Here is a 25392-nt window from a genome sequence, read left to right on the forward strand (position 1 = left end):
GAGTCCCTCGCGTACGCATTCGGGTTATGAAAAATGCTTCACAGGGTTGCCCGTCGGCGTTAAAACACGAAAAAGCCGACGTGTGGTAAATTCCATACGTCGGCTTTTAAAGTTGCTCGTGGATGACAGGCAAGATGCCTATCCCACTTAGGTTGAGCAAATCGGCTTGTCTGGCTCGTTTTCATTCTGGCAAAACAAAGGCGACGAGAGTTCCGCCACGGGGTCGCCCGCTTTTGCCGCCGCCAGCCGAGATGACTACGTATTGTCGTCCGCTCACCATGTAGGTGCTTGGACTAGCGTTACCTCCGAACGGCAACTTGGCTTTCCATAGAAGATCGCCGGTCTGTTTGTCGAAGGCGCGGAAGGTTTCGTCCGCAGTCGCTCCGATGAAGATCAAACCTCCGGCTGTCACCAGCGGGCCGCCGTAATTCTCAGTGCCCGTCGGTGGAATTCCTTGTGCAGTCAGTTCGGGATACTCGCCCAACGCAACTTTCCATTTGATTTCGCCTGTGTTGAGATCAACCGCGTTCAAGGTGCCCCACGGTGGCTTGATCGCAGGGTAGCCTTGAGCGTCCAACCATCGACGGAATCCTCCGAAGGCATAGACAGGTCTTTGGTCAGCATCCATCGCAGCCGGCTTTTGATGCTTTGCCTCGTCAAGAGCCTCGTCACGAGCCTCGCTGGATTGCACGCCTTTACTGAGCACGTAATCGAGAATTGCCACGCGTTTTCCCTCCGGCATCGTGTCGTAAGAGGGCATGCGTCCACGACCTTGCCGCGTCATCTGCTCGATCTCGGCACGTGTCTTTCGTTTGTCAATGTCGACCAGCGACGGGAACTTCAGTTCAACATTGCCTTTGAGATCCATGCCATGACACACGCCGCAATAGAGCAGGTAATCACGTTCGCCCGTAGCCAGTTTCGAGCCATCGGCATGACGGGTCTCGATCATTTGCAGCAGCCATGGCATCTCGTTAACGTTGACGTAATAGATCCCCTCGGGGTCAGCGGCTCCGCCACCCCACTCCATTCCGCCATCGAATCCAGGAAACATCACCGTCTCTTTCAGGCTTGGCGCAGGAAAAGGCCCGAAGTTTGGCGCGGCAAGAATCCGGTCCAAGGTCATCTGATGCGTTTCTGGCGAGATGTCCGATGCATCCTCTGCTGTGTAGGCCTGTCGCATCAACGGCGGAGGCTTAGTAGGGAACGGCTGAGTCGGCCAAGTCTGCTCGCCGACTAAATCGGACTGAGGAACTGGTCGCTCTTCGATCGGCCAGAGTGGCTCACCTGTGACGCGGTCGAACACGAATAGCAAACCGTGTTTGGTCCCCTGCGCGACCGCATCAATCTGCTTTCCATCGTGATTCACGGTGAGCAGAACCGGCGCGCAGGGCAAGTCCTTATCCAGGAGATCGTGATGCACGATTTGAAAATGCCAGATCCGCTCTCCGGTAGCGGCGTTGAGCGCGACGATGCTGTTGGCGAACAAGTTACTGCCATGTCGTTCACCTCCATAAAAATCCGGCTCAGCCGTCTTGGTCGCGGCGTAAACGATGCCACGTTTTTCATCCAGCGATTGTCCGCTCCAAGGCATCAAACCGGTCGCCGTTTCATAAGCGTTCTCGGGCCAAGTGTCGTAGCCCACTTCGCCAGGACGCGGAATCAAGTGAAAGATCCAACGTTGCTCGCCCGTTCTGACATCGAAAGCGCGAAGTGATCCCTTTCCGCCAAGTCCGCCAACAATCAACAGGTCTTTGTAGGTAACACCTGGCGTGTTGAGGCCCGAACCAAGATCGATCGAGCCGTTTTGGCCGAATGCACGGATGGTCTCGCCAGTCTTCGGATCGATGGCGAATAGGAATCCGTTTACCCCGGTGAATAAGCGTTGCTCCCCACCGGTTTCGCTGTGCTCCCCATTGGCTTCGCTGGCCCAATAGACCAGCCCTCGTTGCCGCGGGCTACCCGCGCCAGTGTGTTCGTTCGCAGGATCCCATTGCCAGAGTTCTTTACCGGTGGTCGCGTCGAGCGCGATCACCTTGCGCGTCGCGGTCGGCGTGTAGAGCACTCTGCCCACAATCAAGTTGTTCGCTTGATACTCGGCCTGATTCCCGGTCTCGAATGTCCAAGCGACTTTCAACCGAGAGACGTTGCCACGGTTGATCTGGTCGAGCGACGAATACAGATCGCGATCCTTTCCCCCAAGATATTCTGGCCAATCGGCGTCCTGACCGTGCGCTACGCTTAACCAGCAGCAGCTTAAAGAGATCAAGACAAGTTTGTAGTAAGCGTTCATATAAAGTAAGGACTGTCGGAGTAATTACTGTAGTAGCGGAACTCTTTCTCCGCCTTCGTAAACATAGGATTTGCCGGCGTGAATGGGTGCGTTGCTGGATCCATTGTCAAACCATTTGCTCCACAGAACAGGCTGGGGGCCACCGTTGTCACTGAAGAAACAGACGATCGTATCATCGCCAATTCCGGCATTTGAAATCGTATCAAGGATCTGTCCGATCCCCGGTCCATGTCATGGACCATAGCGGCATAGACGCGACGTTTTGGGTCTTCGATCTGTTTGTATTTGTTGATGTCGGCCTCGGGAGCTTGCAATGGTTCGTGTGGTGCATTGTATCCGACATAAAGAAAGAAGGGTTCATCCTGCTCGGCGTTGCGATCTATGAAATCCACCGCATCCTGACTTAGGGCATCGGTCAGATAGCCTTCAAAACCCGCAGGCTTCTTGTTCCGAAACAGGCCTTGCTTGTAGCCAGTGCCGAATGGCGTGGACAAGTCAATCTCGAAGTAATCGTGCCTTAAGCCATTACTTTAGTTTTTGCTTCAGGCGATCGGACAATTCCGGTTTCTGCGCGGCAAGATCATTGTTTTCGCCAGGGTCGCTGCTCAGGTCATACAACTCGACAGAGTCATCACCATAACATTCATCTTTCCATCAGCGATTTTGACATTCTCTGGCTTGAAGAGCCCTGGTGGCCATCCAATCCAGCCCCAGCCTTTTCGATTGGGGTCGGCATCCCATTTTTCTGAATCGAGAGTGTCTCCCTCAAACTCGTCTGAAAGATTTTCGACTAAAACCCAGTTCTTATTCTTCGGTCTGGGGTCTTGCCCGTCGACAAAAAACGGCTCTGTCACCTTCTTTGGGGCAGAAGCAGGTTCAAGTCCGCAGGCCGTCGTTACCAATACCAACACTGGCATCACGAACAGACATCGAGTAAGCAAAAGTCGCTGCATTGAATCTTCCTTTAGTACTGAATCTCTGAGATGGGAATGCGTGAGGATGACAGAACTGAGCCCGTTATCGCGACTCGTACATTTGATTGCCAATTTCTCGGGCTGCTTCTACGATTTCGACGTAGGGAGTGTCGCAACAATCAACAAATCCAACCTGATAGTTTTCTCCGTCTCCACGACCAGCGGTCGGTTCTGATGTGTACTCGAACCAATGCGTTCCGACGAGCAGCGGATTTCGCAGCGCCCCGCTGACGTAGTTCTTGTAACACTCCGCACGGTGCTGTTGGTTCTTCGCCGGCACCTTGCTGGGGTGAAACATGCCTCGGTCCATCGCACCAAAATGAAATTCACCAATCAGTAAAGGCTTATCTTCACCTTGGGGTAAACCCAAGTTCTCGACGTCGTAGAGATAGCGATTGAAGCTGACCACATCACAAAAATCACACGCAGCGCGAATCGCGGTCGGGTTATCCCAGATGAATCGGCAACCAAGGTACAGTTGACCCGGCGCAGCTTTCTCAAGCTCTTCATCTACTGTGCGGAAATAGGTTTCGGAGAATCGTTTAGTAAAGCTACGCAAGTCCGATCCTGCTTTATTCAGATCCGGGATCTGAGTCGAGGTCAAAAGACCATCCCAAGATTGGTGATCGGTGCCCCAAGCTGAATTCAGTTCGCCGATCGTGACGTACTTCGTCTGCAGGTCTTCGATCAACTCATGCTTGGCCACCTGCTCCGCCGGACTAGCAAGAGTCCATTTTGCTAAATCAAGATCGTTACCCCAGTACAGTTCATTGTCGACGTAGTATCCGATGCACCAAGGATTCCCGTGGGCGTATTTGCATGTTTCGATTCCATGAGCGATCGCTTCGCGGAATTTAGGATCAAAGACATCGTGGAATTGAGTCCACATTTTTTGAGCACCGGCTAGAACGGGGCCGCGATCAACGTGGACGAAGGCTACGAACGGAGTACGGTCTTGCTGGCACATGTCGGAATCAGCCCACGACGCCAACGTATTCATCCCCCAGCTTCTTAGCCGCTCGTGTGCTAGATCAGCGAACTCTTGACGCCATTGTTCGCCATATTTGCGGAATAGATTTGCGTTGAAAAAGTTGTAAGTCTTGAATGGTGTTCGACTGGCGTAGAATCCAAAAGCCCAAGTGCTCTGCGAATAGAATTGAGCCATTGGGTCACCTTCCTTGGGTAGATTCCGAAAGTATTGCTCGCGATCTTGAATTCCCGTCGCGCCAAATCGAGTGGATACGGAATCGATACCGTGGGACCAAAACAGCTTGCCGTCTGGATTGACAAGCCACCACTTGCCATCGACCTTTTGCGTGCGAAAGAACTTGGCTGGCTCCAATTGCGGACCATCATTCCAACCTCCGAAACGATCAAACGACTCCGGACCGGCGTGAGCTTCCAATTCCAGCTTTTCTTTTTCGCGTCGGTCGATCAGCTCCTGCTGGTCATGTGTTTTTCCTGGCCAATCATCATGAATAAACTGCCCAAACTCATCAATGAATGGTAAGAAATCTTCTGGCTTCACCTCCGTCATCAGCGTTTCGAAGCGAACGTTATCGATGGTAAAGAGATGATCTTCACGAGGCTGTCGGAGAAAGATGATGACTTCGACAATCTTTTCGGGATCAACCGTGCTTTGTCCGGGGGAAGCGTGCATGCCCTCCAAAGTCAACGGTGTCGAGAATCGATAGCTTGTGTTGTAGAGTTTCCCAGAGATTGTGCGAGATTCGCCAGGGCCAACTTGGGTCATGACAGTAAAGTTGTTCCCGGAATCACCGTTGACATTGTCGATTCGCAATCCAAGTTCAAATGCGTCGTCATTTAAGTTGGTGAAGTCAAAAGAAACCTGTTGGTACTGTGAACCGTCCCAGTACTCCCCCTCAGGTTTCAACGTGATGCCCGGCCAATCGGTCGCGTGTCCTGCTGCAAGTTGCAGCTGTTGATCGGTTTGCGAACCGGTTAATGATATCTCGATGCCACGTGCTTCAACGGTGTTGATGTCAAAGTCATGTTCGAAATCGAACAACACGGACCGGGGAGAAGTGTCTTCGCCGCAGACCGCCAGACCGGATAAGGTCGTCGCGAAAAATAGCAGCAACGCACAAGACGTTCCGAGATGCACCATCGGTTCTTGACTCTATTTGTAAAAGCACTTCGACAGACAGGCTTACGATTGCTCGTCGAATTCAAGCGATGATTATAGACAAATCGAATGCTCTGCGTTTTCAATAATCATTAATCACGTCTCGGTTTATGTCTCAATCAGATCCGGCAACCGCACGTATCATGGTCAAACCGATCCGCGATCGTGCGTTACGATCAATGGGATTTGCACATTGAAGGAGTGGCGAACGTTTAGATCCTTGGGCGGGAACACGCACGCACGATCGCGTGGGGAATTAATTCCGATTTGATAAAAAAGGCTCAGCGATTTGGCAAATGGTGTGCAGGAATATCCAAGTGTTTATCATCAGCACCTTTCGCGAAGTTGCTGATGTTGTAGCTGTTCTTTTGGTCCCAGTCGCATTCCACGCGGCCATCACCAAGAACGATATTACCGAGCTTCTGGCGGAACCATTCTGCCAACTCCTTGTATTCCGGATCAGCGGCGACATTATTGCGTTCCAGCGGATCCTGACGTAGGTCATACAAAGCCAGTTCCGCTTTTTCCACCGGACACCTTAGAGCCCATTTGATGTCCTTGTTCAGGTTCTCTTCTTTAACCAGACCGTAGCCCGGGCGGGTTCGCATGGAAAACCCGAAGTCTTTGGTTCGCAAGTATGCACGCGGTCCGTAAATCAGATTCATTTCACCCAGCGCATACTCGCGACTCACGGTATTACCGGAGATCACTTCGGCGAGGTCGTAGCCGTCCAGGAAATCGTATTTCTTGTCGTGAATGTTGACACCACCTGCCGCCAGAATCGTCGGCATGAAGTCGACATACTCCACGATTTCGTCAAACACCTTTCCGGCCGGGAATTTGGTCTTGTCGGAGGACACCACAATCGCGGCGTTGTGAATGGATTGACGCCACGGGGTGAACTTCGTTTCGATGCCCTGTTCGCCGAGGTGCCAACCGTGGTCGCCGACCGTGTAGATGATCAAGTATTCCTGATTTCTTTTGGCACAGTATTCCTTGAAAGTTTTAACCGCGTCACCAATCAGAGCGTCGCCATGGGCGCAGAAGGCGTAGTAGTCGCGAATCGCTTGCTGCACTTCTTCGGCAGTAAAAGCAAGCTTGGCTGAAATATCTTCCGGCGATGAAGCAATAATTTTCATGCCCTTACAAATCCGCTTCAATTGCGGCGGCAGTTTTTCAAAATCTGCGGGCTCAAATTCCGGCACATTGTACGTCTTGTCTTTAAATCGATCGCGGCATGACTGCGGCGGCAACACGGGTGTGTGGGGAAGACGCAGACCGACCTCGATCATGAACGGCTTATCCGAGGGCACGCCCTGCATTTTTTTGCCGAAGGAGGAGGTGTAGGTCTGGTCCGTATTCGCGAGATAGTCTTTGAACTCCTTGACGATAAAGGCATCGAGGGTTTTGTCTTCAGACTGCGGATTACGACCACTGACGATCAGGGTCTTGTTATTAAAGCCCTGCGGATAGGTACGAAGCAGCCCGAACTCCTGCGTCGTCTGGTCCTGAGATGCAATATCCTCCGCGGTCAACTCAGCCTTCTTTCGAGCGATGAAATATTCCCGTGATGAACCATCGGCATACATAACCTTCTCTTGGTTCCCGGCGTCTTTTCCATGGGCCACATGAGAGTAGATGTCACCGACACCATTGGCCTGTAGGTCATGCTTGAAGTGGACGCGTGCGCCAAAAAGTCCGTCCGTATTGAATGCGTTCGGAATCGTATAGATATAGGAATCCATCTTACCGAAGGCGCCCGTGCTATAGCCGAATTCACGAATCGTCTGATGGACGATCGGGGTAACAAAATCGGGTAACTGATGCGTCATTTCAAAGGCATAGTGCCCATTGCGGAAAGGGTAACGCCCGGTGTGCATCGAACCGCGGGAAGGACCACAGGCGGGAGAATTACAGATCGCACGGGTAAACAGAACGCCCTCTTTCGCCAGCGCGTCAATGTTCGGCGACTCCACATAACCAAGCAGACTTTCATCCGTTCCATAAACCGCCCGATTGAAACAGCTCAGTGAGTCCGCACGCTGGTCGTCGGTCACGATCCACAGAATATTCGGACGGCTATCTGCAGCCCCGGTGGCAATGATGTTCGGTTCCTCTGCAATGGCGGAGACCGCGACGGCACAAAATACTAATGCCAAAACACACCCTAATTGCTTCTTCATTCGATTTGTTCTCCCAATTCAGTTTTTGATTTTGTAGTAGTCCAAAGACCATGGCGTTTCAGGACCGAACGAGAAACCGCTGTCGAATTTCAAAAGTGGGATAGGCTTCCAGCCTGTCATTTCCGACATGACAGGCTGGAAGGCTATCCCACCTATTTACCGCTCGGTCCTTAACGGAGCAATGTCCTATGCTTGACTCAAAGTTCCAGTTTCTTGTCGTCGGCACCGGGAGCGAAGTTGCTGCGGAACAGTTTGGTTCCATCCGCTTTCGGTCCCCATTCCACTTCCACGCGATTGTCGCCCAGCACAATATTCATCAGCTTTTTCTTCATGGCTTGGGCGATAGTTTCATACTCGGGGTTGAACGCCAGGTTGTTGAGTTCATGCGGGTCTTTTGTCATGTCGTAAAGCGCAGGATCCAGTTCTTTCCACGAAGCGTTGCGAGCCCACTCCATGTCCTCCCCACGACGTTTGGTCGGGCGGGTCTGCATGGACAACACGAACTCTTTCGTGCGGATGTAAGCACGCGGGCCGGTCACTGCATGGCTCTCGCCGATGACGTAATCGCGAGCTGGAATTTCACCGGAAGCAACCTGAGCCAGATCGTAGCCATCGAGGTAATCGTTGATTTTGTCCTTCAGATCAACGCCTGCCGCCGCCAGAATCGTCGGCGCGATATCGACGAACTCGGTGTAATCAGTAACTACTTTGCCGGCCGGGAAGGTGGTTTTATCGGATGACACCACGATGATCGGGTCTTGGCTGTCGACGTTCCATGGCGTGAATTTGGAGTAGGCGCCATGGTCATTCAGCTTCCAGCCGTGGTCTCCACAGACATACACCATAACCCATGGACGGTTGTTTTGTTCGCTATACTCGATGAACGCATCAGCTGACTTGCCAACCAGGTCGTCGCCGTAAGCACAAAAGGCGAAGTAGTCCTGGACCATTCGCTGCTTGTCCTCGTCCGAAAGGTTATCGGAATAGCTGGCCATGACCTGCCGCTTCAACTGCTTGGGCATGGTCTCTAATTCATTCTCGCCCAGTTGCGGAACGTTGTAGTGATGCTGACGAAAACGGTCGCGGTAATCCGCGGGCGGCAACACGGGGGTGTGAGGGAAATCGAATCCGATGTGACAAAACAGAGGCTTGGATGGATCAACGCCGTCAAATGTTGCGTTGCCTAATTTGAACTCGGTGCTTTTGTTATTCAGGTATTCTTCAAACGCCGACGTGTAGAAGCCGTCCCTTGTCTTACCCGCCTCACGCGGACTGATGCCGGCCAGAATACCCGACGTAAACACAGTGGCAGGTTTGTTCAGCGTGCTCTTACGCAATAAGTCGAACTTGTCGAAGGCTTCTTGTGCCATTCCTGCAAACTGCGGGTTTTCTTTTTCTAGCTGTTCGGAAATGTAGTAGGTCTTGCCGCTGTCCGTTTTCAGGAACAGCAAGTTCTTGATTGGCTTGGCGAGCTTATGACCATCAATTTCTTTGACAAGTCTGACCTTCCCCCATTCGGTCATTCCTTGATCACTGAGCGTATTGGAATCAATATCCGTTTGGTAAATTTTGGGCTTAACGGATCGTCCGTTTTCGAAGCTTCTGAGCCGTACGCCTAGTTTTCCGAAATGCGTGGTTTGGTAACCGATCTCGGCCATCCGCTGAGGCAAGGTGGGCCGGCAGTGTTCGGCATTGTTGTTGTGGTACTCAAACTCGTACACCCCCGAACGGAACGGGTAGCGGCCATAGTGCATTGACGCACGCGAGGGCGCGCACCCTTGAGCGTGGCAATAGGTATTGATAAACGTCGTGCCCATTTTCGCGAGGCGATCTGTGTTAGGCGATTCCACGTAACCCAGTTCGCTCATCTCGCGGCCATGTAGCATTTGGTTGAACGCGCGGATCGAGTCGTAGCGGTGATCGTCCGTCAGAATCCAGAGGACGTTAGGCTTGGCGTGCTCGGGTTCTGCCGCCATCGTGTTCTTGGGGACGCACGCCAAGGCTGTTAACGCGACAAGAAGTATCAAACGCGGTTCGATGTTCATTGATTTCTCGTACTATTGGTGTGTGCTGCGTCAGATTTTCGTCGCCGTTTTGGCAATAGCTTCCGTCTCTTCACTGCGGAACCGTGGCTATCGGCCCGGTGATTTAGTCGTTTTGAAAAAATGAGCGTGCCAATCGAAACCCGACGCGTTAGCGAGGGACCGAATCCAATCCCTCGCTAACGCGTTTTGAAGCTGCGCTTTTGCGATTGGATTTGTTGGCCAAAGGCCATCAACATCATAGCCAGGGGCACCGCCCCTGGAATGAAGTACGAAACGAATGGGTTTGGCCAAAGGCCATATTCAACCCAGACGCGACCCATTGAATAAGGCCGTTGGCCTAAGAAACAACGAGTTTTTCGTATTCCTGGGGCGATGCCCCAGGCTAAGTTAAAAAAGGCCGTTGGCCATAAAACCAAAACGCGCAACTTCAAAACTAACGCGTCGGGTTGCTAAATCAACATCCCGCTATCGCCAAAACGGCTACCTATTCAAACTTCGATTGGTTTGTCATTGCTAAAGAGCTTCCCCGTATTCCCATCCCTTGCGGACGGGAGCACCAAATGTGATTTTCGGTCCAGCCAACAGTGCAGCTGTCGCTGACACGATCAAACTAATTAAAGGGAACTCGTCTCAATAAGTAAATCAAAATCAAAATACATCGGAAAAATTTTCTTGGCAGCGAGGCTAAGGCGCTTTCTCCGTAAGCGAATCCATGTCCGACATCGTTAAAAAGCATATTGAAAATCAGGAGCGGCATCATTCAAACCAATCGTTCCGCAATGAATACCTTGAGCTCCTTCGGAAGCACCGAATCGAGTTCGATATGCGGTACGTATTTGAAAACGAACATTTCGGTTAATCAGATTTGAATTGGGCAACACACTACACAAAGTTAAAGCACGAATTGTCGCTCCGCGACAATTCAATTACCACAATTGAGGCAAACCTTGAACGGTTACGAAGAATCAAAATGTATAGAACCTTAATCGCCCTGACTGCCTTGTTGATCGGTAAGCCGTTCTGCTTTTTGTTCGGCCCAACCACCACTCACCGGAAATGGGTCAAGGGGTCCGGCGCTACGCAGTGGGGAACGGATCCAGATGCGCTGAAAGGTAAGCTGCCACCATTCCTACCAGACGTCCCCGAAGTGCGTGAAGACCTCAACGATTATTTTGGGCAGGCGATGGCATTCGACATGGCCATCGGAGCTTTGGTGGACGAACTGAAGCGGACAGGTGAATATGAAAATACGATCATTGCCGTTTCTGGCGATCACGGTGCGCCGGGATTCCCTTACGGCAAATGCAACCTATACGATTTCGGGTCGCGAGTGCCTTTGGTGTTGTCGGGTCCCGGGGTGAAGGGTGGCCGAGTCGTGGAAGACTTCGTCTCGTTGCCTGATTTAGCCCCCACTTTCTTAGAAGCTGGCAAGGTGGCCGTTCCGAAAGCAATGACAGCTAAAACGCTGTGGCCGGTGCTCGTGTCTGATTCCGAAGGCTGGGTTGATGCTTCTCGCACACAGGTCTACATCGGGCGAGAGAGGCAACAATGTAGTCACGAAGGCGATCGAGAATTGTAAGGGAACCGTTCGCTGCTCAAATGCTTTAGACCATCCAAAATACTGGATTGAGTGAGGCCGCATCCGATTTTTTTGGCCCCAAGCATTGACTAGTCGACATATAGCTGGAACATACAGGTACATGGGTTATGCAGTGGACAAGGCAACGAGTCCCGTACCGCAGGACTCGTTGCCTCGTCCACTACTGAACCGATTGATATGCCTCCACCTGAAAAACGCAACGTTCGACTTCCACGTCTCGCCTTCGTCGTGCGGATACTCTTCGCGTTGTTCCTTGTCGGCACCGGGATCATGACGATGGGTTTTGGCGTGAATGGGTATCCAGTTGGCGATCCGCCAACCGAACTCGATCAATTCATGCTTGCGCTTGAGAAAACAGGCTATCTGATCTTTTGGGTTGGCTTTCTGAAGACGGTCGCTGGCGGGCTGATGTTCTTCCCACGGACTGCGCCACTGGCGATCCTGATGGCGCTGCCCTACGCGTTCAATATTTTGCTGTATGTCATCTTCTTTGCTCATCAATACTTGGTCGTCGGGATTCCCGATTTCGCAGCGTGCGCGCTGCTGATTTACTGCTACTTTGATTGGTATCGTCCGATCTTTGCTGGGCCGACGCCCGTCTCGACTCAAAATTTGCACGGAGACGAAAATGCACTTTGATTCAGAATCGTCGCCTGGGTTTGCGATCGGGCGTGTCGCCTATCTGATCCGCTCGGGAATGGCTGCCGTGCTGAAGAGTGCCGCTTGGCCGTTTTCTCCGGAGGAAACGCAGACGCTGATAACTCTGTCAGACGCGGGTGAACCGCTGAGCATGAACGAGTTGGCGTCACGTATGATTCGCGATCCGACGACGGTAAAGCGACAATTGGATCGACTCGTCCAGCAGAAGTTTGCCCGGCGAAGCGAATCGAGTGAAGACGCTCGCATCGTAATGGTCGGATTGACTCGACACGGAGAGCAGAAACTTCAAACTGTCCTTCCCCTGTTAGACGACTTGCGAATGACCACGATGAAGGGCATCTCGAAGTCGGAGTTGGTAGCGACGCAAAACGTTCTGCGAAAGATGCAGATGAATCTATTGGCAAGGCAAACTCTCGAATGACAGTTCACCGTAGTGGACAGTTCACCGTGATGGACGAGGCAACGAGTCCGTTTTTCGATAACCAAGTGGAGGGACTCGTAGCCTCGTCCACTACAACACATTTCCAAGGAATAGTCTTATGAACAAAATCATATTCTCACTCAGATTCCGTAGAAGTTCGCAAACAGTCGGTCTACTATGCATTCTCGCTCTGACGGCCGGAAATGCCAGCGGACAAACTCAGGTCGAGCCCGATACGGCACTTCGGATGCTCAATGCTCAGCAGCAGCAGTTCGAGAAGGGAGTTGTCAAAGTTGCGGACAACGTTTACACCGCGGTTGGGTTCCACGGAGCGAACACCTCAATGATCGTCGGCACGGACGGCGTGATTATCGTCGATACTCTTTTCGGCCCGACGAGTGCAGCCAAAGCGGCTGAAGCTTTTCGGCAATACAGCGACAAGCCGGTCAAGGCGATCATCTATACGCATAGCCATGGCGATCACATTGGTGGAGCCAGTGCCTTTATCGGCGATGAAAAACCGGACATCTACGCCACGGAAAGTTTTGGTTCCGCCGAAGGCGTCAACAAAGCGGTTGATCCGGTAAAGCAGAAACGAAATGTTCGCCAGTTCGGACGGAAGCTCTCGTCGTCGGAGATTACCAACCGCGGTGTTGCACCGGCCGGTACCGACGATGGCGACCGCGGCAAAGGATTCCTTCCACCGACCGTCACCGTTCCCAGCAGCGGACTCAAAACGACGATCGCGGGTGTCGAAATCGAATTTCACATCGGCCCAGGGGAAACCGACGATGCGATGTATATCTGGCTCCCGAAGGAGAAGGTGTTGCTGGCGGGCGACAATTTTTACAGTTCCTTTCCAAATCTGTATGCGATTCGGGGCACCGCCTATCGCGACGTGCTGAATTGGTCGGAAAGCGTTGGCAAGATGGCCGCGCTGAAACCACACGTTGTCGTTCCTGGCCACACGATGCCCATCCAAGGACCGGAAGCGGCTACGATGGCACTGAAGGATTACAGCGAAGCGATTCGCAGTGTGTACGACCAAACGGTGCGAGGCATCAACGCTGGAAAAGGACCCGACCAACTTGCTCACGAAGTCGAACTCCGTGAGCATCTGAAAGACAAACCGTATCTCATCGAGTTCTACGGCACTGTGCCGCATGCGGTCCGAGCAATCTATGCAGGCCTGTTGGGCTGGTACGACGGAAACCCGACGACGCTGAGTCCGATGGCACCCAAGTTGAAAGCGCGCAAGATTGCCGAACTCGCTGGTGGCACGCAAAAATTGACCGAGCGAATGAATGCAGCATTGGCAGAGCAAGATTACCAATGGGCATTGGAATTGTCGGATCATGTGAAATGGCTCAGCGACGGCGACAGCAAACTGGCCCGCAAAGTGAAGATTGAGTCACTCAGAGGGTTGGCTGCACGAGAGTACAACGCGCCGAACCGGAACTACTACCTCAGCTACGCGAACGAACTTGAATCCGGCGAGTTGAGCGACCTGTGGTTTTAATCACAACTCATGCATAGACCTGTCCCAATTAATTCGAGAAACCAATGTCAGACAAAGTCACGATCGGAGTCACTGCGGCCAGCGGCCAGCTCGGCTCAGCAATCGTCCACGCCGCTGTTGATTGTGTCGGCAAGGAAAATGTCGTTGGGCTTGCTCGGACTCCGCGAAAGGCAGAATCGCTAGGCGTGGAGGTCCGACCAGGTGACTACACATCGCGTGATGAGCTGACAAAGTCATTACAAGGCATTGATAGCCTGCTGCTGGTTTCTGGAATGGACACGCCCGACAAACGAATTGGTCAACATCGCAACGTCATCGAAGCTGCTAAGGAGGCGGGTGTTAGCAAGATTGTCTACACCAGCATTCAGGGCGCGGAAGCAGGCACTGCGTTTTCACCTGTTGTCCAAAGTAATCGTCAGACGGAAGAAGACGTTCGCGACAGCGGGCTTCAGTGGGTGATCGGCCGCAATGGCATCTATATTGAACCGGATGTTGAGTATGTCGAGACCAACAAACAACGTGGTGAGATTGCAAACTGCGCTGGTGACGCAAAATGCGGCTACACGACGCGCGGTGAACTGGCCTATGCCTACGCCCGCATGTTGACGGAATCGAAGCACGACGGCCAGACGTACAATTTGCATGGCGAAGCGATCACACAGCAAAAATTGGCCGAGTACTTGAACGACGCGTTTGGTACGGAACTGAAGTATCGCGCCATGACGGTTGATGAGTATCGCGAAGACCGCATTGCAGAACTTGGCGAGTTCCTCGGCACGGTAATTGCTGGCATTTATGAAGGCATCCGCAATGGAGCAGCAAACAACGAAAGCCATTTTTGCCTTGCTGCTGGTCGCAAGCACCAAGGCTGGAAAGCATACTTTGACCGACTCAAGGCTAACTCAGCACAAGAGTAGCACCGTCCGTGCCTCGGTATTTTCTCAACATTGATTTAACGGGACCGACACTATCAATACGCTCGAACAAAAGCAGACCAGCGAGAACTTCCTTGCCGATGTCCTCGAAGGACTTCAGAAACCGAAAAAAACGCTTCCTTGCAAATACTTCTATGATGGTGCCGGCTCAAGACTGTTTGATGAGATCTGCGAACTCGACGAGTACTATCTGACGCGAACGGAACTCGCCATCACGAGTGAAAACGCTGACGCCATAGCGAAACAAATTGATCGACGTGTCATGCTGGTCGAACTCGGCAGCGGCAGCTCGATCAAGACTCGAATTCTGCTGGATGCACTGATCGATCCGGTGGCCTACGTGCCAGTCGACGTTTCAGAAGAACATCTTTTGATGACAGCTGACGACTTGCGTTCAAGCTATCCTGAAATCGAGATTTGTCCTGTGGTGGCTGACTTTACGAAACCGTTTTCGCTGCCGACAACCAAGGCCCCCTATTCGCACGTGGCCCTCTATTTTCCGGGATCAACGATTGGCAACTACACGCCGGAAGAGGTAGCCGGACTTCTCGCGTCGATCGCCAAATTGCTTGGCCCCCAAGGCGGGTTGCTGATTGGCATCGATCTTCAAAAAGATGTTTCCACCATTGTCGCTGCCTACGATGATTCTCAAGGCGTTACCGCAAAATTCAACTTGAATTTATTGGAGCGTATCAACCGTGAGCTAAATGGTGATTTCGTCTTGCCCAACTTTCAGCACAAAGCGATCTACAACTCGACGGATCATCGCATCGAAATTTCGATTGTCAGTCTTGTGGATCAAAACGTGATGGTCGGAGACACAGTCGTTAATTTTGCGAAAGGCGAGAAGATTCTGACCGAGTATTCGCACAAGTATAGCATCGAGGGTTTCGCCGAACTGGCTAGGCCGCATGGTTTCAGCTTGCACCAACAGTGGACGGACAGCGAAGGCCTGTTCGGCTTGCTGCATCTTGTGCTAGACGGAGCGGCAGATGAATGAGAACGCTGCGGATTCGAGCTTGAGCAAACAATTCGAGAGTGTTCGGCGGTTTACCGATCGCATCACGGCGTCGCTTTCGCCGGAAGACTGCATGGTGCAGTCGATGGAGGATGCGAGCCCAGTGCGTTGGCATCTCGCACACGGGACATGGTTCTTTGAAACGTTCGTACTGAAACAAGAAGCGGACTACACGGTATTTGACAAGCACTTTTCCTATCTGTTTAACTCCTATTACAACGCGATTGGCGAGCAATTCCCCCGACCCAACCGGGGAACGATCTCGCGGCCTGGACTTGATTGCATTCGGGAGTATCGCCGTTACGTTGATCGGGAGTTGCTCAGCCGATTGCAATCGCCCGACTTCGTTGCTCGGCATGCTGAAACGATCACCGTAGGTTTGAACCACGAACAGCAACATCAGGAATTGATCCTTACGGACATCAAGAATGCGTTGGCGTCCAATCCGATGTTGCCCGTGTATGAAGACCGCGAGTTTGCGCCGTCAAATGGGACGACGGATTCGTGGGCAGAGATCACCGATGGCAAATACGACGTCGGACACGATGGAGATGGGTTTTGTTTCGACAATGAACTGCCTCGTCACACGGTATTTCTTCCGGCATTTCGTATCTCGTTGAATTTGACGACCTGTGGACAGTTCATTGAGTTCATCAACGATGGGGGATACGAGCGACCGGAGTTATGGCTCTCACTCGGCTGGAACGCGGTCAAGGAACTGAGTTGGAACGCACCGCTCTACTGGATGCGCCGAGATGGTCGATGGATGCAATTCACGTTGGCAGGGCTTACGCCGGTCGATCCCGATTGGCCCATTTGTCATGTCAGCTATTTTGAGGCGGATGCGTTCGCACGATGGGCTGGCAAACGACTCCCCACCGAATTTGAATGGGAGGTCGCATGTCGAAGTCTCACCAAGACGCGTGCAGAAGCTAATACGGGCCAATTCGCTGACAAGTTGTTCGCAGGCGGCTACGCCATTCACCCGACGTTGTCATCGGGTGGATTTTTTGGTTCCGTTTGGCAGTGGACGGCGAGTAGCTATCAAGCCTATCCCGGTTACAGCCCGCCGCCCGGTGCGATCGGCGAGTACAACGGAAAGTTCATGTGCAATCAATACGTCCTGCGTGGAGGAAGCGTGGCGACGTCGCGTTCGCATATTCGCGACACCTACCGCAACTTTTTCCCAGCGGACGCACGCTGGCAGTTCTCCGGCTTCCGCTTGGCAGAATAGCCGGAGATCGCCGAGCCACGAATTCAACGACGCGTTTAACCCATCAACAGAGAGAACCAAAATGAACCGACTCTACCTTCCATTGATCCTGCTGCTCGTAGCGGCCCCCGTTTTTGCACAAGACAATGCTGCGACCCGAAAGCTGACGCAACAATCGAAACAGTTTGAAGAACAAATCGTCAAAGTCGCCGATAAAGTCCACGTCGCAGTCGGATTCAGTCCGGCGAACGTTTCGATGATCGTTGGTGACGATGGGGTTGTGATTGTCGATACGGGAATGACGCGAGACGACGCCGATCGCATCGTGGCGGAGTTTCGCAAGATCACCGACAAACCGGTCAAGGCGATCATCTTCACGCACTCACATGGTGACCATACCGGCGGTGTGACTTCGTTTCTTGGAGCAGAGCGACCGCAAATCTGGGCTCACAACAACTTCGGAAGCGAATACCGTCCATTGACGGATGCCGGTGTTACGTTTCAATCAGTCCGAGCAGCAAGGCAAGCTGGATTCAAGTTGCCACCGGAGCAACGGATCAACAACGGCGTCGCCCCGGTTCGATACCCCAAGAGCGGCGGCCACGCATTCGCGTCAGGTGCGGAGTCGAAACCGTTACACTTTCTCGAAGGAGATCGGCAGACGATCAACGTGGCCGGAGTTGAACTTGAACTCGTGTCAGCACCCGGTGAGACCAACGACGAACTGTTCGTCTGGTATCCGGCTGGCAAAGTACTCTTCGCTGGCGACAATTTCTACCGATCGTTTCCAAACTTGTACGCGATTCGAGGGACTCCCAACCGTAGCGTTCGCCTGTGGGCCGACAGCCTCACTAATATGTCTGCCAACAATGCGGTCGCCTTGGTCGGTGGCCACACCAAACCGATTGTCGGAGCAGACGAAGTCAAACAAGTCCTCGGCGATTACCGTGATGCCGTTCAGTTCATCCACGACAAAACCGTCGAGGGAATGAACAAGGGAATGACGCCGGATGAGTTGGTTGAGTACGTGCAGCTTCCTGAGCGCCTCGCCAGCAAAGACTATTTGCAACCGTTTTACGGGCATCCCGAATGGGGCGTGCGGACCGTCTTCAGCCAGTACTTTGGCTGGTTCGACGGCAACCCATCCAATCTGTTTCGCCTGACGTTGAAATCAGAAGCAGAGCGTGTTGCCAAGTTGGCGGGTGGAAAAGAGAAACTGGTCTCTGCGGCCAAAGACGCGCTCGCGAACGATGACAACCAATGGGCCACGCAACTCGCAGACCATCTATTGGCCCTCGACAAGAACGACCGCGATGCAAAACAAATCAAAGCCGATGCTTTGACGAAGTTGGCTCGCAACATGGTCAACGCAACCGCTCGCAACTACTACCTCACCGTCGCACGCGAGCTACGGGAAGGGAAGTGAACCGCTCGTCATCATTGCGGCGTCCGACCTGCGGGGCAATTCAGTCAATGCATCTTTCGCCAGTAGCCGCCTGCGATGTGCGGGTACTGGCGGGGAGTGACGTCGTCGTTCGGCCTGCGATAAGGGCCTCTTGAAGATCAACCCATTCAATCACTAAGGACGAGAATGAAGCGAACCAACCCGCGCCTTTTGACGGTGCTTCGCAAGAATAAAATCAGCCCGCATCTTTTGCGTCTTACCTTCGGTGGCGAATCAATGGCGACGTTTCCTGCTGGAGCGGAAGGCTCGTACATCAAGCTCATGTTTCCCAGTGGTGGAAAGCGCCCGACGCTCCGGACCTTTACGGTTCGCAAGCATCGCGACGAGGAAATTGATGTCGACTTTGTTATCCACGGTGACGGAGGCCTCGCTGCAACGTGGGCGCAGGAATGTCCGCTTGGGGAATCCATCCTTGTCGGTGGCCCAGGTCCCGGCACGCTGGTTGATCCAGCGGCGGACTGGTTCCTGCTGGCTGGAGACCTCGCAGCTTTGCCCGCCTTGAGCGTCAACCTGGAGACGATGCCCCGCGATGCGCGGGGTGCCGCGTTCATCGAAGTCCTCTCCGAAGAGGACAAACAACTTCTGGATGCTCCGCAAGGCATCGAGATTCATTGGCTCATCAATCCGCATCCGGGCAAGCACCCCGAATTGCTCCGGCAGGCAGTTGAGGACTTCGAGTGGAAGGAGGGGTATCCCTTTGTGTGGGCCGCAAGCGAGTTTGGGACTATGCAGGGGCTTCGCACGTATCTCAAGGGCACGCGCGGACCGGAATGTGTCAACGACAGTGAGACAACTTTTTGATAGTTGTTAGGTGCTGCATCCCGCGTGCTCAGGGGCCAGCCCCCGAACCCCCGGGATTTTTTCAGGCATGACTCGGGTGTTCAAAGAGTTTGTTGCTGGTACTGTGTCGACGTCCGGTGAAACGGAAGACGGCTCTGCGGGGACGCAACCGTCCAAGGGATAACCGGATCGAGGGTGCGTCAAAGACGTTACTTCTGGAGCCCCCGGGCAATTCGCTTCGGGGGCTTCGCTTTTCAATTCATCCTTTCGTTTGGGAGCGTTGATCCAAACTGCTTTGGGAAGGCTTGCAGGTGTGGGAATGCCGTGTACGAAACGCTCGGGATTCTTCTGCCATGCCCCGTGAAGCGTTTGTTTTCTCGACTCGATCACTTTTTCGCCTTGGCCGTAGTGCAACGATGATGGGGTAAGCAGGCCGATGCCACTGTGATAGTGCTCGTCGTTGTACCAGCCAATGAATTCACGGCAGAATCCAAGTGCGTCTTCATAGCATCCAAATCGCTGGGGAAATTCAGGGCGGTACTTCATCGTTTTGAACTGGCTTTCCGAGAAAGGATTGTCGTTGGAAACATGCGGCCGACTGTGTGACTTGGTGACGCCCAGCGAACCAAGCAACTGCGCCACCGAATGCGATGTCATCGATGGCCCACGATCGCTATGGAGGATCAATTGCTCGCGCGGAATGTTTTGCTTTTCAATGGTTGTTTCGATCAGCTGCGTGGCTAGATCGGCGCTTTCACGATGTGCCAGCATCCAGCCGACCACGCAGCGGCTGTAGATATCCAGAATGACATACAGGTAATAATAGGTCCATTTCTCCGGGCCCTTGAGCTTGGTGATGTCCCACGACCAGACTTCATTGGGGCCGGTCGCAAGCAATTCAGGCTTTCTGTAGTTCGGGTGTCGGAGTTGGTTTCTGCGTTCGCGAGTGCTTTGATTCGCTTCGAGGATGCGATACATCGTCCGCACGCTGCACATGTACTCCCCTTCATCGAGCAATTTCGAGTAGACCTGCCGCGGCGACTGATCAGCGAAACGTTCGCTGTTGAGTCGATCGATCACCGCTTTTCGTTCTCCGAGTGAAAGTGCTCGAGCTGGGATCGGTCTCGGCTTAGGTTGCTGGTCGGGATCGCGGCGACGGTACAACGTCGCTCGCGAAACATTCAGTGCGCGGCATGCAGCAGCGACACCGACTCGTTTGCTGAGCCCTTCAGCCGCACTCAATCTGTCTTCTCGTGTGAGCGTGTCTGCATCATCTCCGAGACTTTTTTTTGGACGTCAATGATCAACTCCGCCTGGCGAAGTCTTTCTTTTAGGCGTTCATTTTCGCGTTTCAAAGCGGCAAGCTCTTTTGCCTTTGACGGTATTGCTGGCGGCACATCGCTACTGGGCTTATTCGATGATGACAATGATTTTTCCCGAAGTTGACGACGCCAGCGCTGAACCACTGACGAATAGAGCCCTTCACGACGTAGCAGAGCTCCAATCTCACCGGGCTCGGAGCACTGCTGAGCTTCGATCGCGATCCGACGTTTATACTCCTCTGAAAAGCGACGACGGGTCGCTTTCTCAGCCACCTCAGGATTTTTCTTAACTTTTTTGTTGGCGATTTCGGTCATGTAAACTCTCCGTGCCCTCGACTTTGAAAAACTTCAAAGTTGTCTCACTCATGTTGGCACAGAGGGGACTTGGGAAGGAGCAGCTTTATCTATCAAGCTATTGGAAGCTCGGGATCACCGAAGAAGAACACAAGGAAGCCAAACGCGCCGATGCCCAAGAACACTTGTAGTCTCAACATGGTTCCGGGACTAGCGATTCCGACGTTCCGGTAATGAACTCATGCGTCTTCACTCATCATTTGGCCTTGTCGGAGACAAGATTCTCAAGCAACTTCAGGGCGTGGGTTTCTCCCCACTTCTTCAGCGATTTCAATACTGGCTTGAGCGACTCTCCTTCTTTCGTCAGTTCGTATTCGACTCGCGGCGGAACTTCGGCATAGACGATCCGGTTCACCAAACCACCGGCCTCCAACTCGCGAAGTTGCTTGGTCAGCATCATTTGCGTAACGCTTCCGGTCTTGCGTTTAAGCTCGCTGAACCGAAGTCGACCGTCGAGCAGGTAGAAGAGGATCATGCCCTTCCATTTGCCCCCGATCAATTCGAGCGTTGCTTCTACCGGGCATGCGGGTAGCTCGTAATTGACGTGACGGAGCTTGTTTTTGGTATCCACTTTGTGCCTATGTGTCCGAAATGTGCGTACTTGAACATGTCGCCTGTATCTCTAGTATGCACAGGTACGACCTGAATGACAATGTTCCAACAGCCCCCAGACAAGCGAGTTAACTGTGAAATACGACGGCTACACGACATTCAATGCAGAGCAAAACGAAGGCGTGCTTACGGTTACTATCGACTACCCGCCGGTGAACGTCCAAGGCATCCCGATGTTAGATGACTTGAATCGGCTGGCAGCAACACTGGAAGAAGATCGCAGCGTCAAGGTCGTCGTGTTTCAATCGGCACACCTTGAGATTTGGGTCGCCCATGCTGACACGGATTTCCTGAAAGACATGTCAACCGAAGCCGTCCCACGGGACAAGGTTGAGCTGTCGTATCTGCAAAAGGTTTTGCAGCGCATCAGCAGTTTACCGCAAGCGACCATCGCCAAGATTGAAGGCTTCGCTCGCGGAGGCGGACATGAATTCGCCTTGGCGTGTGACATGCGATTCGCGGCACGTGGCAAAGCCAAATTCATGCAGATGGAAGTCGCAATGGGCATTCTTCCCTGCGGCGGCGGATCATCCCGCATGGCGAGGCAGGCCGGTCTCGGCCGCGCTTTGGAAATCATCCTGAGTGCTCGCGACTTCGATGCGGACGAGGCCGAAGCCTACGGCACCATCAACAAGGCCCTCGACGCTGACAAGATTGGCGCTTACGTCGAAGAGCTGGCAAATCGCATTTCCAAGTTTCCAGCAGCGTCGATTGAGTCGTGCAAGAGAGCCGTTTATGCGTCGATCGACGCGCCGATTGAAGAGGCACTCAAAGAAGAATCCTATTGGCTGTATCAGGCGACGAGCAAGACGCCAGCAGTCAAGCGTTTCACTCAAGCGGATGAAGGTGACGTTCAGAATGACATGGCCAATCAACGCAACTGGAACGATCTGGTAATCGGCGTTCAGGACATCCAGTAGAAGGTGCTTTCCAAACATTCCCGCTCACGAAACTGACAATGAATAACTCGAACAAAGACAAGAATCATGAAAGCAATGCTTATTAACGCCTATGGCGACGACGCGAAATTTGAAGCTGCGAAGATTGAAAAGCCCGAAGCCAAAGCTGGTCACGTCTTGGTGAAGATCGCGGCGTCAAGCGTTAACACCGTGGACACGATGATCCGAAAGTTGGGCAAGGACTTACCACTGTCACCCGATGCGCCCGCCATTCTGGGAATGGATTTCGCTGGTACCGTTGAAGCGGTTGGCGACGGAGTGAAAGAATATGCTGTCGGCGATGAAGTCTATGGTTGCGCCGGTGGATTGGCAGATTTGCCGGGTACGCTGGCTGACTACATCGTCGCGGACAGCAACTTGATCGCTCGGAAGGCAAAGAACTTGTCGATGCGAGAAGCCGCAGCGTTGCCGTTGGTTGCCATCACTGCTTATGAAGGACTGACTCGCGCGGGAATCAAGCCGGGACTAAAAGTATTGGTGCATGGAGGCTCGGGCGGAGTTGGCCATGTCGCTTTGCAATTGGCAAAACATTTTGGTGCCGACGTTTTTTCAACGGGTGGCGGTGACAAGCAAACGGCATTGATCGAGCAACTGGGTGCAACAGCGATCAACTACAAAACGGAAACGGTTGAGCAGTACGTTGCCAAACACACCGATGGAGAAGGGTTTGATCTGGTGTTCGATTCTGTCGGTGGCGCGAACCTCACGAAGTCGTTTGAGGCTTCAGCGCTGAATGGCCAAGTTGCCACGACTACTTCGATGTGCGAGCTGGACTTGACCCCAGTTCACTTCAAGGGACTTTCACTACACGTCGTGTTTATGCTCATTCCAATGCTGCATAACTTCAGGCGAGCAGAACACGGAGCGATCCTGCGGAGCTTGACGGAAATTGTCGAGTCGGGCGGACTCAAGCCAGTGCTCGATGAAAAGCAGTTTGCTCTCGAAGAAACTGGGCAAGCGTACGCCCGACTGGAAAGCGGAAAAGCGATGGGAAAAGTAGTTATTGACAACCCGTAACACAGGCTGCCAGCCTGCATTGCAAAAGTTGTTTCAACTGTTCTACGAAGAGGCTTTACAAAATGACATTGGCGACGACTTTGAAGGCAACCGACTTCCGGTCTATCAACCGGGGATACAACACTGTGTTCAGCGCGAACCGGTTAAGCCTTGGTTTGGTCGTGCCGATCGAGAACTACGCAAGCAGTCCCGTCCCAAAGATGCAACGTCACGTCGAACGTGTGCAGCTCGCCGAAGCACTTGGCTTCTCCGCAGTCTGGTTGCGAGACGTGCCGTTCAACGTTCCGTCATTCGGCGACGCGGGGCAAGCTTTCGACCCATTCGTCTATCTTGGCTTGCTGGCAGGAGCGACCGACCGGATCGCGTTGGGCGTTGCCAGTATCGTTCTGCCTTTGAGGCATCCCGCGCACGTTGCCAAAGCGGCCGCGACCGCCGACGTGCTTTCGGGAGGACGTTTGATTCTTGGAGTTGCCTCGGGCGACCGCCCGAAAGAGTACCCGACGCTCAACATCCCGTTTCCGGATCGAGGTGCTAAATTCCGGGAGAGCTTTGAATACATCAACGAGATGAGCGAAGAATCGCCCAGTCTCAACAACACCTTCGGTAGCATCAACGGTGACATGGATATGCTTCCCAAGCCCGTGGCAGGGAAGTTGCCGATGTTGATTACGGGAAGCAGTCAACAGAGTCCAGGATGGCTCGCAGCGCACGGCGACGGCTGGATGCTCTATCTCCGTGGGGCGGATGTTCAAGCGAATGTCATCGACACATGGCGGAAGCGAATGGAATCCGCCGGGCGGCCAAACCAACCAATCATGGAACCACTTTATGTCGATCTCGCCGACGATCCAAGCACTCCACCGCAACCAATTCATCTGGGATTGCGCCTCGGCGCAAATCATCTTCGGGACTACCTCAAAAAGCGAGAAGAGATCGGCGTGAATCATGTCGCATTGAACTTGCGATTCAATCAAAGCGACGTCGAAGCCACGATGAAGCGTCTGGCTGACGAAGTCCTGCCAGACTTTGCGAAACAAGAGAGGAACGAATGATGAAACGAATTTTACTAACGGGTGCAACCGATGGCATTGGGCTGGCGACTGCCAATATGCTGGTCTCGCTGGGCCATCAAGTCTTGTTGCATGGTCGCAGCGCTGACAAGCTGGACAACGTGGTTCAGTCGTTGCGTGCGACGTTCGAGGACGCTCAAGTCGAAAGCTATCTGGCTGATTTGTCACAGATTTCGGAAGTCGAGTCACTCGCAAAGGGTGTTTCCGCCAAGCACGACACTCTCGACGTGCTCATCAATAACGCTGGTGTTTTCAGCGCAAGCAATCCCAAGACACCGGAGGGGCTCGACGTGCGGTTCGCAGTCAACACAATCGCTCCCTATTTGTTGACCCAGAGACTCCTTCCGCGAATTGGAAAGTCCGGGCGCGTCATCAATCTGTCTTCCGCTGCCCAGTCGCCAGTTGATGCGGGAGCGTTGATTGGACAGTGTAGGCTGCCAGACGGAGCAGCCTATGCACAAAGCAAACTGGCTCTGACGATGTGGTCGCGTCATCTGGCGTTGTCGCTAGGCGACGAAGGCCCGGCAATCATCGCCGTGAATCCCGGCTCAATGCTGGGCAGTAAAATGGTAAAAGAAGCTTACGGAGTTGGCGGGAAAGATATTCAAATCGGAGCCGAAATACTCACCCGTGCGGCAACTTCCGACGAGTTCGCATCGGCTTCCGGCCAATACTTTGACAACGATTTAGGTCGATTCGCACCACCCCATCCCGACGCGCTCGATGACGAAAAGTGCCAAGAGATTGTCGATACGATTGAGTCCGTGTTGGCTGAGATACAAAATCCCAAACAAACTGAGAGTTAA

20 protein-coding genes and 1 pseudogene are annotated in these 25392 nt (G+C 53.1%); 13 read left to right on the plus strand and 8 right to left on the minus strand.

From position 1 onward, the window contains the following. Nucleotides 1-181 precede the first annotated feature (181 nt). The 6 genes from SH528x_RS10435 to SH528x_RS10460 form a co-directional block, all read right to left on the minus strand. Complete coding sequence (locus SH528x_RS10435; protein WP_442510464.1) at nt 182-2293, minus strand: outer membrane protein assembly factor BamB family protein; 2112 nt, start codon at nt 2291-2293, stop codon at nt 182-184. Further along, nucleotides 2290-2787: a sulfatase-like hydrolase/transferase gene (locus SH528x_RS10440; RefSeq protein WP_442510465.1), complete on the minus strand. Its 498-nt coding sequence runs from the start codon at nt 2785-2787 to the stop codon at nt 2290-2292. Before SH528x_RS10440 ends, SH528x_RS10435 begins: the two co-directional genes overlap by 4 nt. A gap of 111 nt (nt 2788-2898) precedes the next feature. Continuing rightward, nucleotides 2899-3246: a hypothetical protein gene (locus SH528x_RS10445; RefSeq protein ID WP_442510466.1), complete on the minus strand. Its 348-nt coding sequence runs from the start codon at nt 3244-3246 to the stop codon at nt 2899-2901. A gap of 64 nt (nt 3247-3310) precedes the next feature. Then, nucleotides 3311-5395: a beta-agarase gene (locus SH528x_RS10450; RefSeq protein ID WP_442510467.1), complete on the minus strand. Its 2085-nt coding sequence runs from the start codon at nt 5393-5395 to the stop codon at nt 3311-3313. Nucleotides 5396-5694: 299 nt separating this feature from the next. Next, a complete protein-coding gene (locus SH528x_RS10455; protein ID WP_442510468.1) occupies nt 5695-7596 on the minus strand; it encodes a sulfatase-like hydrolase/transferase in 1902 nt (633 codons plus the stop codon). A 197-nt stretch (nt 7597-7793) separates the two neighbouring features. Then, the gene (locus SH528x_RS10460) at nt 7794-9572 is read right to left on the minus strand and encodes a sulfatase-like hydrolase/transferase (protein ID WP_442510469.1); all 1779 of its coding nucleotides are present in this window, start codon (nt 9570-9572) and stop codon (nt 7794-7796) included. A 973-nt stretch (nt 9573-10545) separates the two neighbouring features. Between SH528x_RS10460 and SH528x_RS10465 the strand changes: the two genes are divergently transcribed. The 9 genes from SH528x_RS10465 to SH528x_RS10505 all read left to right on the plus strand — a co-directional run bounded on the left by SH528x_RS10465 (nt 10546) and on the right by SH528x_RS10505 (nt 19273). Beyond that, nucleotides 10546-11220, plus strand: a complete 675-nt coding sequence (locus tag SH528x_RS10465; protein WP_442510470.1) for a sulfatase-like hydrolase/transferase — start codon at nt 10546-10548, stop codon at nt 11218-11220. Nucleotides 11221-11418: 198 nt separating this feature from the next. Further along, nucleotides 11419-11880 carry a hypothetical protein gene (locus tag SH528x_RS10470; RefSeq protein ID WP_442510471.1) on the plus strand — a complete coding sequence of 154 codons (462 nt, stop codon included), beginning with the start codon at nt 11419-11421 and terminating at the stop codon, nt 11878-11880. Then, complete coding sequence (locus tag SH528x_RS10475) at nt 11870-12322, plus strand: MarR family winged helix-turn-helix transcriptional regulator (protein ID WP_442510472.1); 453 nt, start codon at nt 11870-11872, stop codon at nt 12320-12322. Before SH528x_RS10470 ends, SH528x_RS10475 begins: the two co-directional genes overlap by 11 nt. Before the next feature lie 118 nt (nt 12323-12440). After that, on the plus strand, nt 12441-13841 hold the full coding sequence (locus SH528x_RS10480; protein ID WP_442510473.1) for an alkyl sulfatase dimerization domain-containing protein: 1401 nt from the start codon (nt 12441-12443) through the stop codon (nt 13839-13841). A 44-nt stretch (nt 13842-13885) separates the two neighbouring features. After that, the gene (locus SH528x_RS10485; protein ID WP_442510474.1) at nt 13886-14758 is read left to right on the plus strand and encodes an SDR family oxidoreductase; all 873 of its coding nucleotides are present in this window, start codon (nt 13886-13888) and stop codon (nt 14756-14758) included. Between the two features lie 52 nt (nt 14759-14810). Beyond that, nucleotides 14811-15776: an L-histidine N(alpha)-methyltransferase gene (egtD, locus tag SH528x_RS10490; RefSeq protein ID WP_442512109.1), complete on the plus strand. Its 966-nt coding sequence runs from the start codon at nt 14811-14813 to the stop codon at nt 15774-15776. Continuing rightward, entirely contained in the window at nt 15769-17028 is a 1260-nt protein-coding gene (egtB, locus tag SH528x_RS10495; RefSeq protein ID WP_442510475.1) for an ergothioneine biosynthesis protein EgtB, read from the plus strand. Before egtD ends, egtB begins: the two co-directional genes overlap by 8 nt. Nucleotides 17029-17089: 61 nt before the next feature. Continuing rightward, nucleotides 17090-18433 (plus strand): alkyl sulfatase dimerization domain-containing protein, encoded by a 1344-nt coding sequence (locus tag SH528x_RS10500; RefSeq protein WP_442510476.1) that lies wholly within the window; start codon nt 17090-17092, stop codon nt 18431-18433. Between the two features lie 165 nt (nt 18434-18598). Continuing rightward, on the plus strand, nt 18599-19273 hold the full coding sequence (locus SH528x_RS10505; protein WP_442510477.1) for a siderophore-interacting protein: 675 nt from the start codon (nt 18599-18601) through the stop codon (nt 19271-19273). Between the two features lie 249 nt (nt 19274-19522). Here SH528x_RS10505 and SH528x_RS10510 read toward each other — a convergent pair. Beyond that, a pseudogene (locus tag SH528x_RS10510) lies at nt 19523-20889 on the minus strand (IS3 family transposase); the annotation flags it as partial. 235 nt (nt 20890-21124) lie between these two features. After that, on the minus strand, nt 21125-21499 hold the full coding sequence (locus SH528x_RS10515; RefSeq protein ID WP_442510478.1) for a winged helix-turn-helix transcriptional regulator: 375 nt from the start codon (nt 21497-21499) through the stop codon (nt 21125-21127). Between the two features lie 115 nt (nt 21500-21614). Here SH528x_RS10515 and SH528x_RS10520 point away from each other — a divergent pair, with 115 nt between their 5' ends. The 4 genes from SH528x_RS10520 to SH528x_RS10535 all read left to right on the plus strand — a co-directional run bounded on the left by SH528x_RS10520 (nt 21615) and on the right by SH528x_RS10535 (nt 25392). Further along, nucleotides 21615-22460 carry an enoyl-CoA hydratase/isomerase family protein gene (locus SH528x_RS10520; RefSeq protein ID WP_442510479.1) on the plus strand — a complete coding sequence of 282 codons (846 nt, stop codon included), beginning with the start codon at nt 21615-21617 and terminating at the stop codon, nt 22458-22460. A 66-nt stretch (nt 22461-22526) separates the two neighbouring features. Beyond that, nucleotides 22527-23516, plus strand: a complete 990-nt coding sequence (locus tag SH528x_RS10525) for a zinc-dependent alcohol dehydrogenase family protein (RefSeq protein ID WP_442510480.1) — start codon at nt 22527-22529, stop codon at nt 23514-23516. A gap of 62 nt (nt 23517-23578) precedes the next feature. After that, nucleotides 23579-24568, plus strand: coding sequence for an LLM class oxidoreductase (locus SH528x_RS10530; protein WP_442510481.1), 990 nt, complete (start codon nt 23579-23581; stop codon nt 24566-24568). Continuing rightward, nucleotides 24565-25392 carry an SDR family NAD(P)-dependent oxidoreductase gene (locus tag SH528x_RS10535; protein WP_442510482.1) on the plus strand — a complete coding sequence of 276 codons (828 nt, stop codon included), beginning with the start codon at nt 24565-24567 and terminating at the stop codon, nt 25390-25392. The genes SH528x_RS10530 and SH528x_RS10535 overlap by 4 nt, the downstream gene beginning before the upstream one ends.

It is taken from the genome of Novipirellula methanifontis, assembly GCF_052161655.1.
Taxonomy (GTDB): Bacteria; Planctomycetota; Planctomycetia; order Pirellulales; family Pirellulaceae; genus Novipirellula.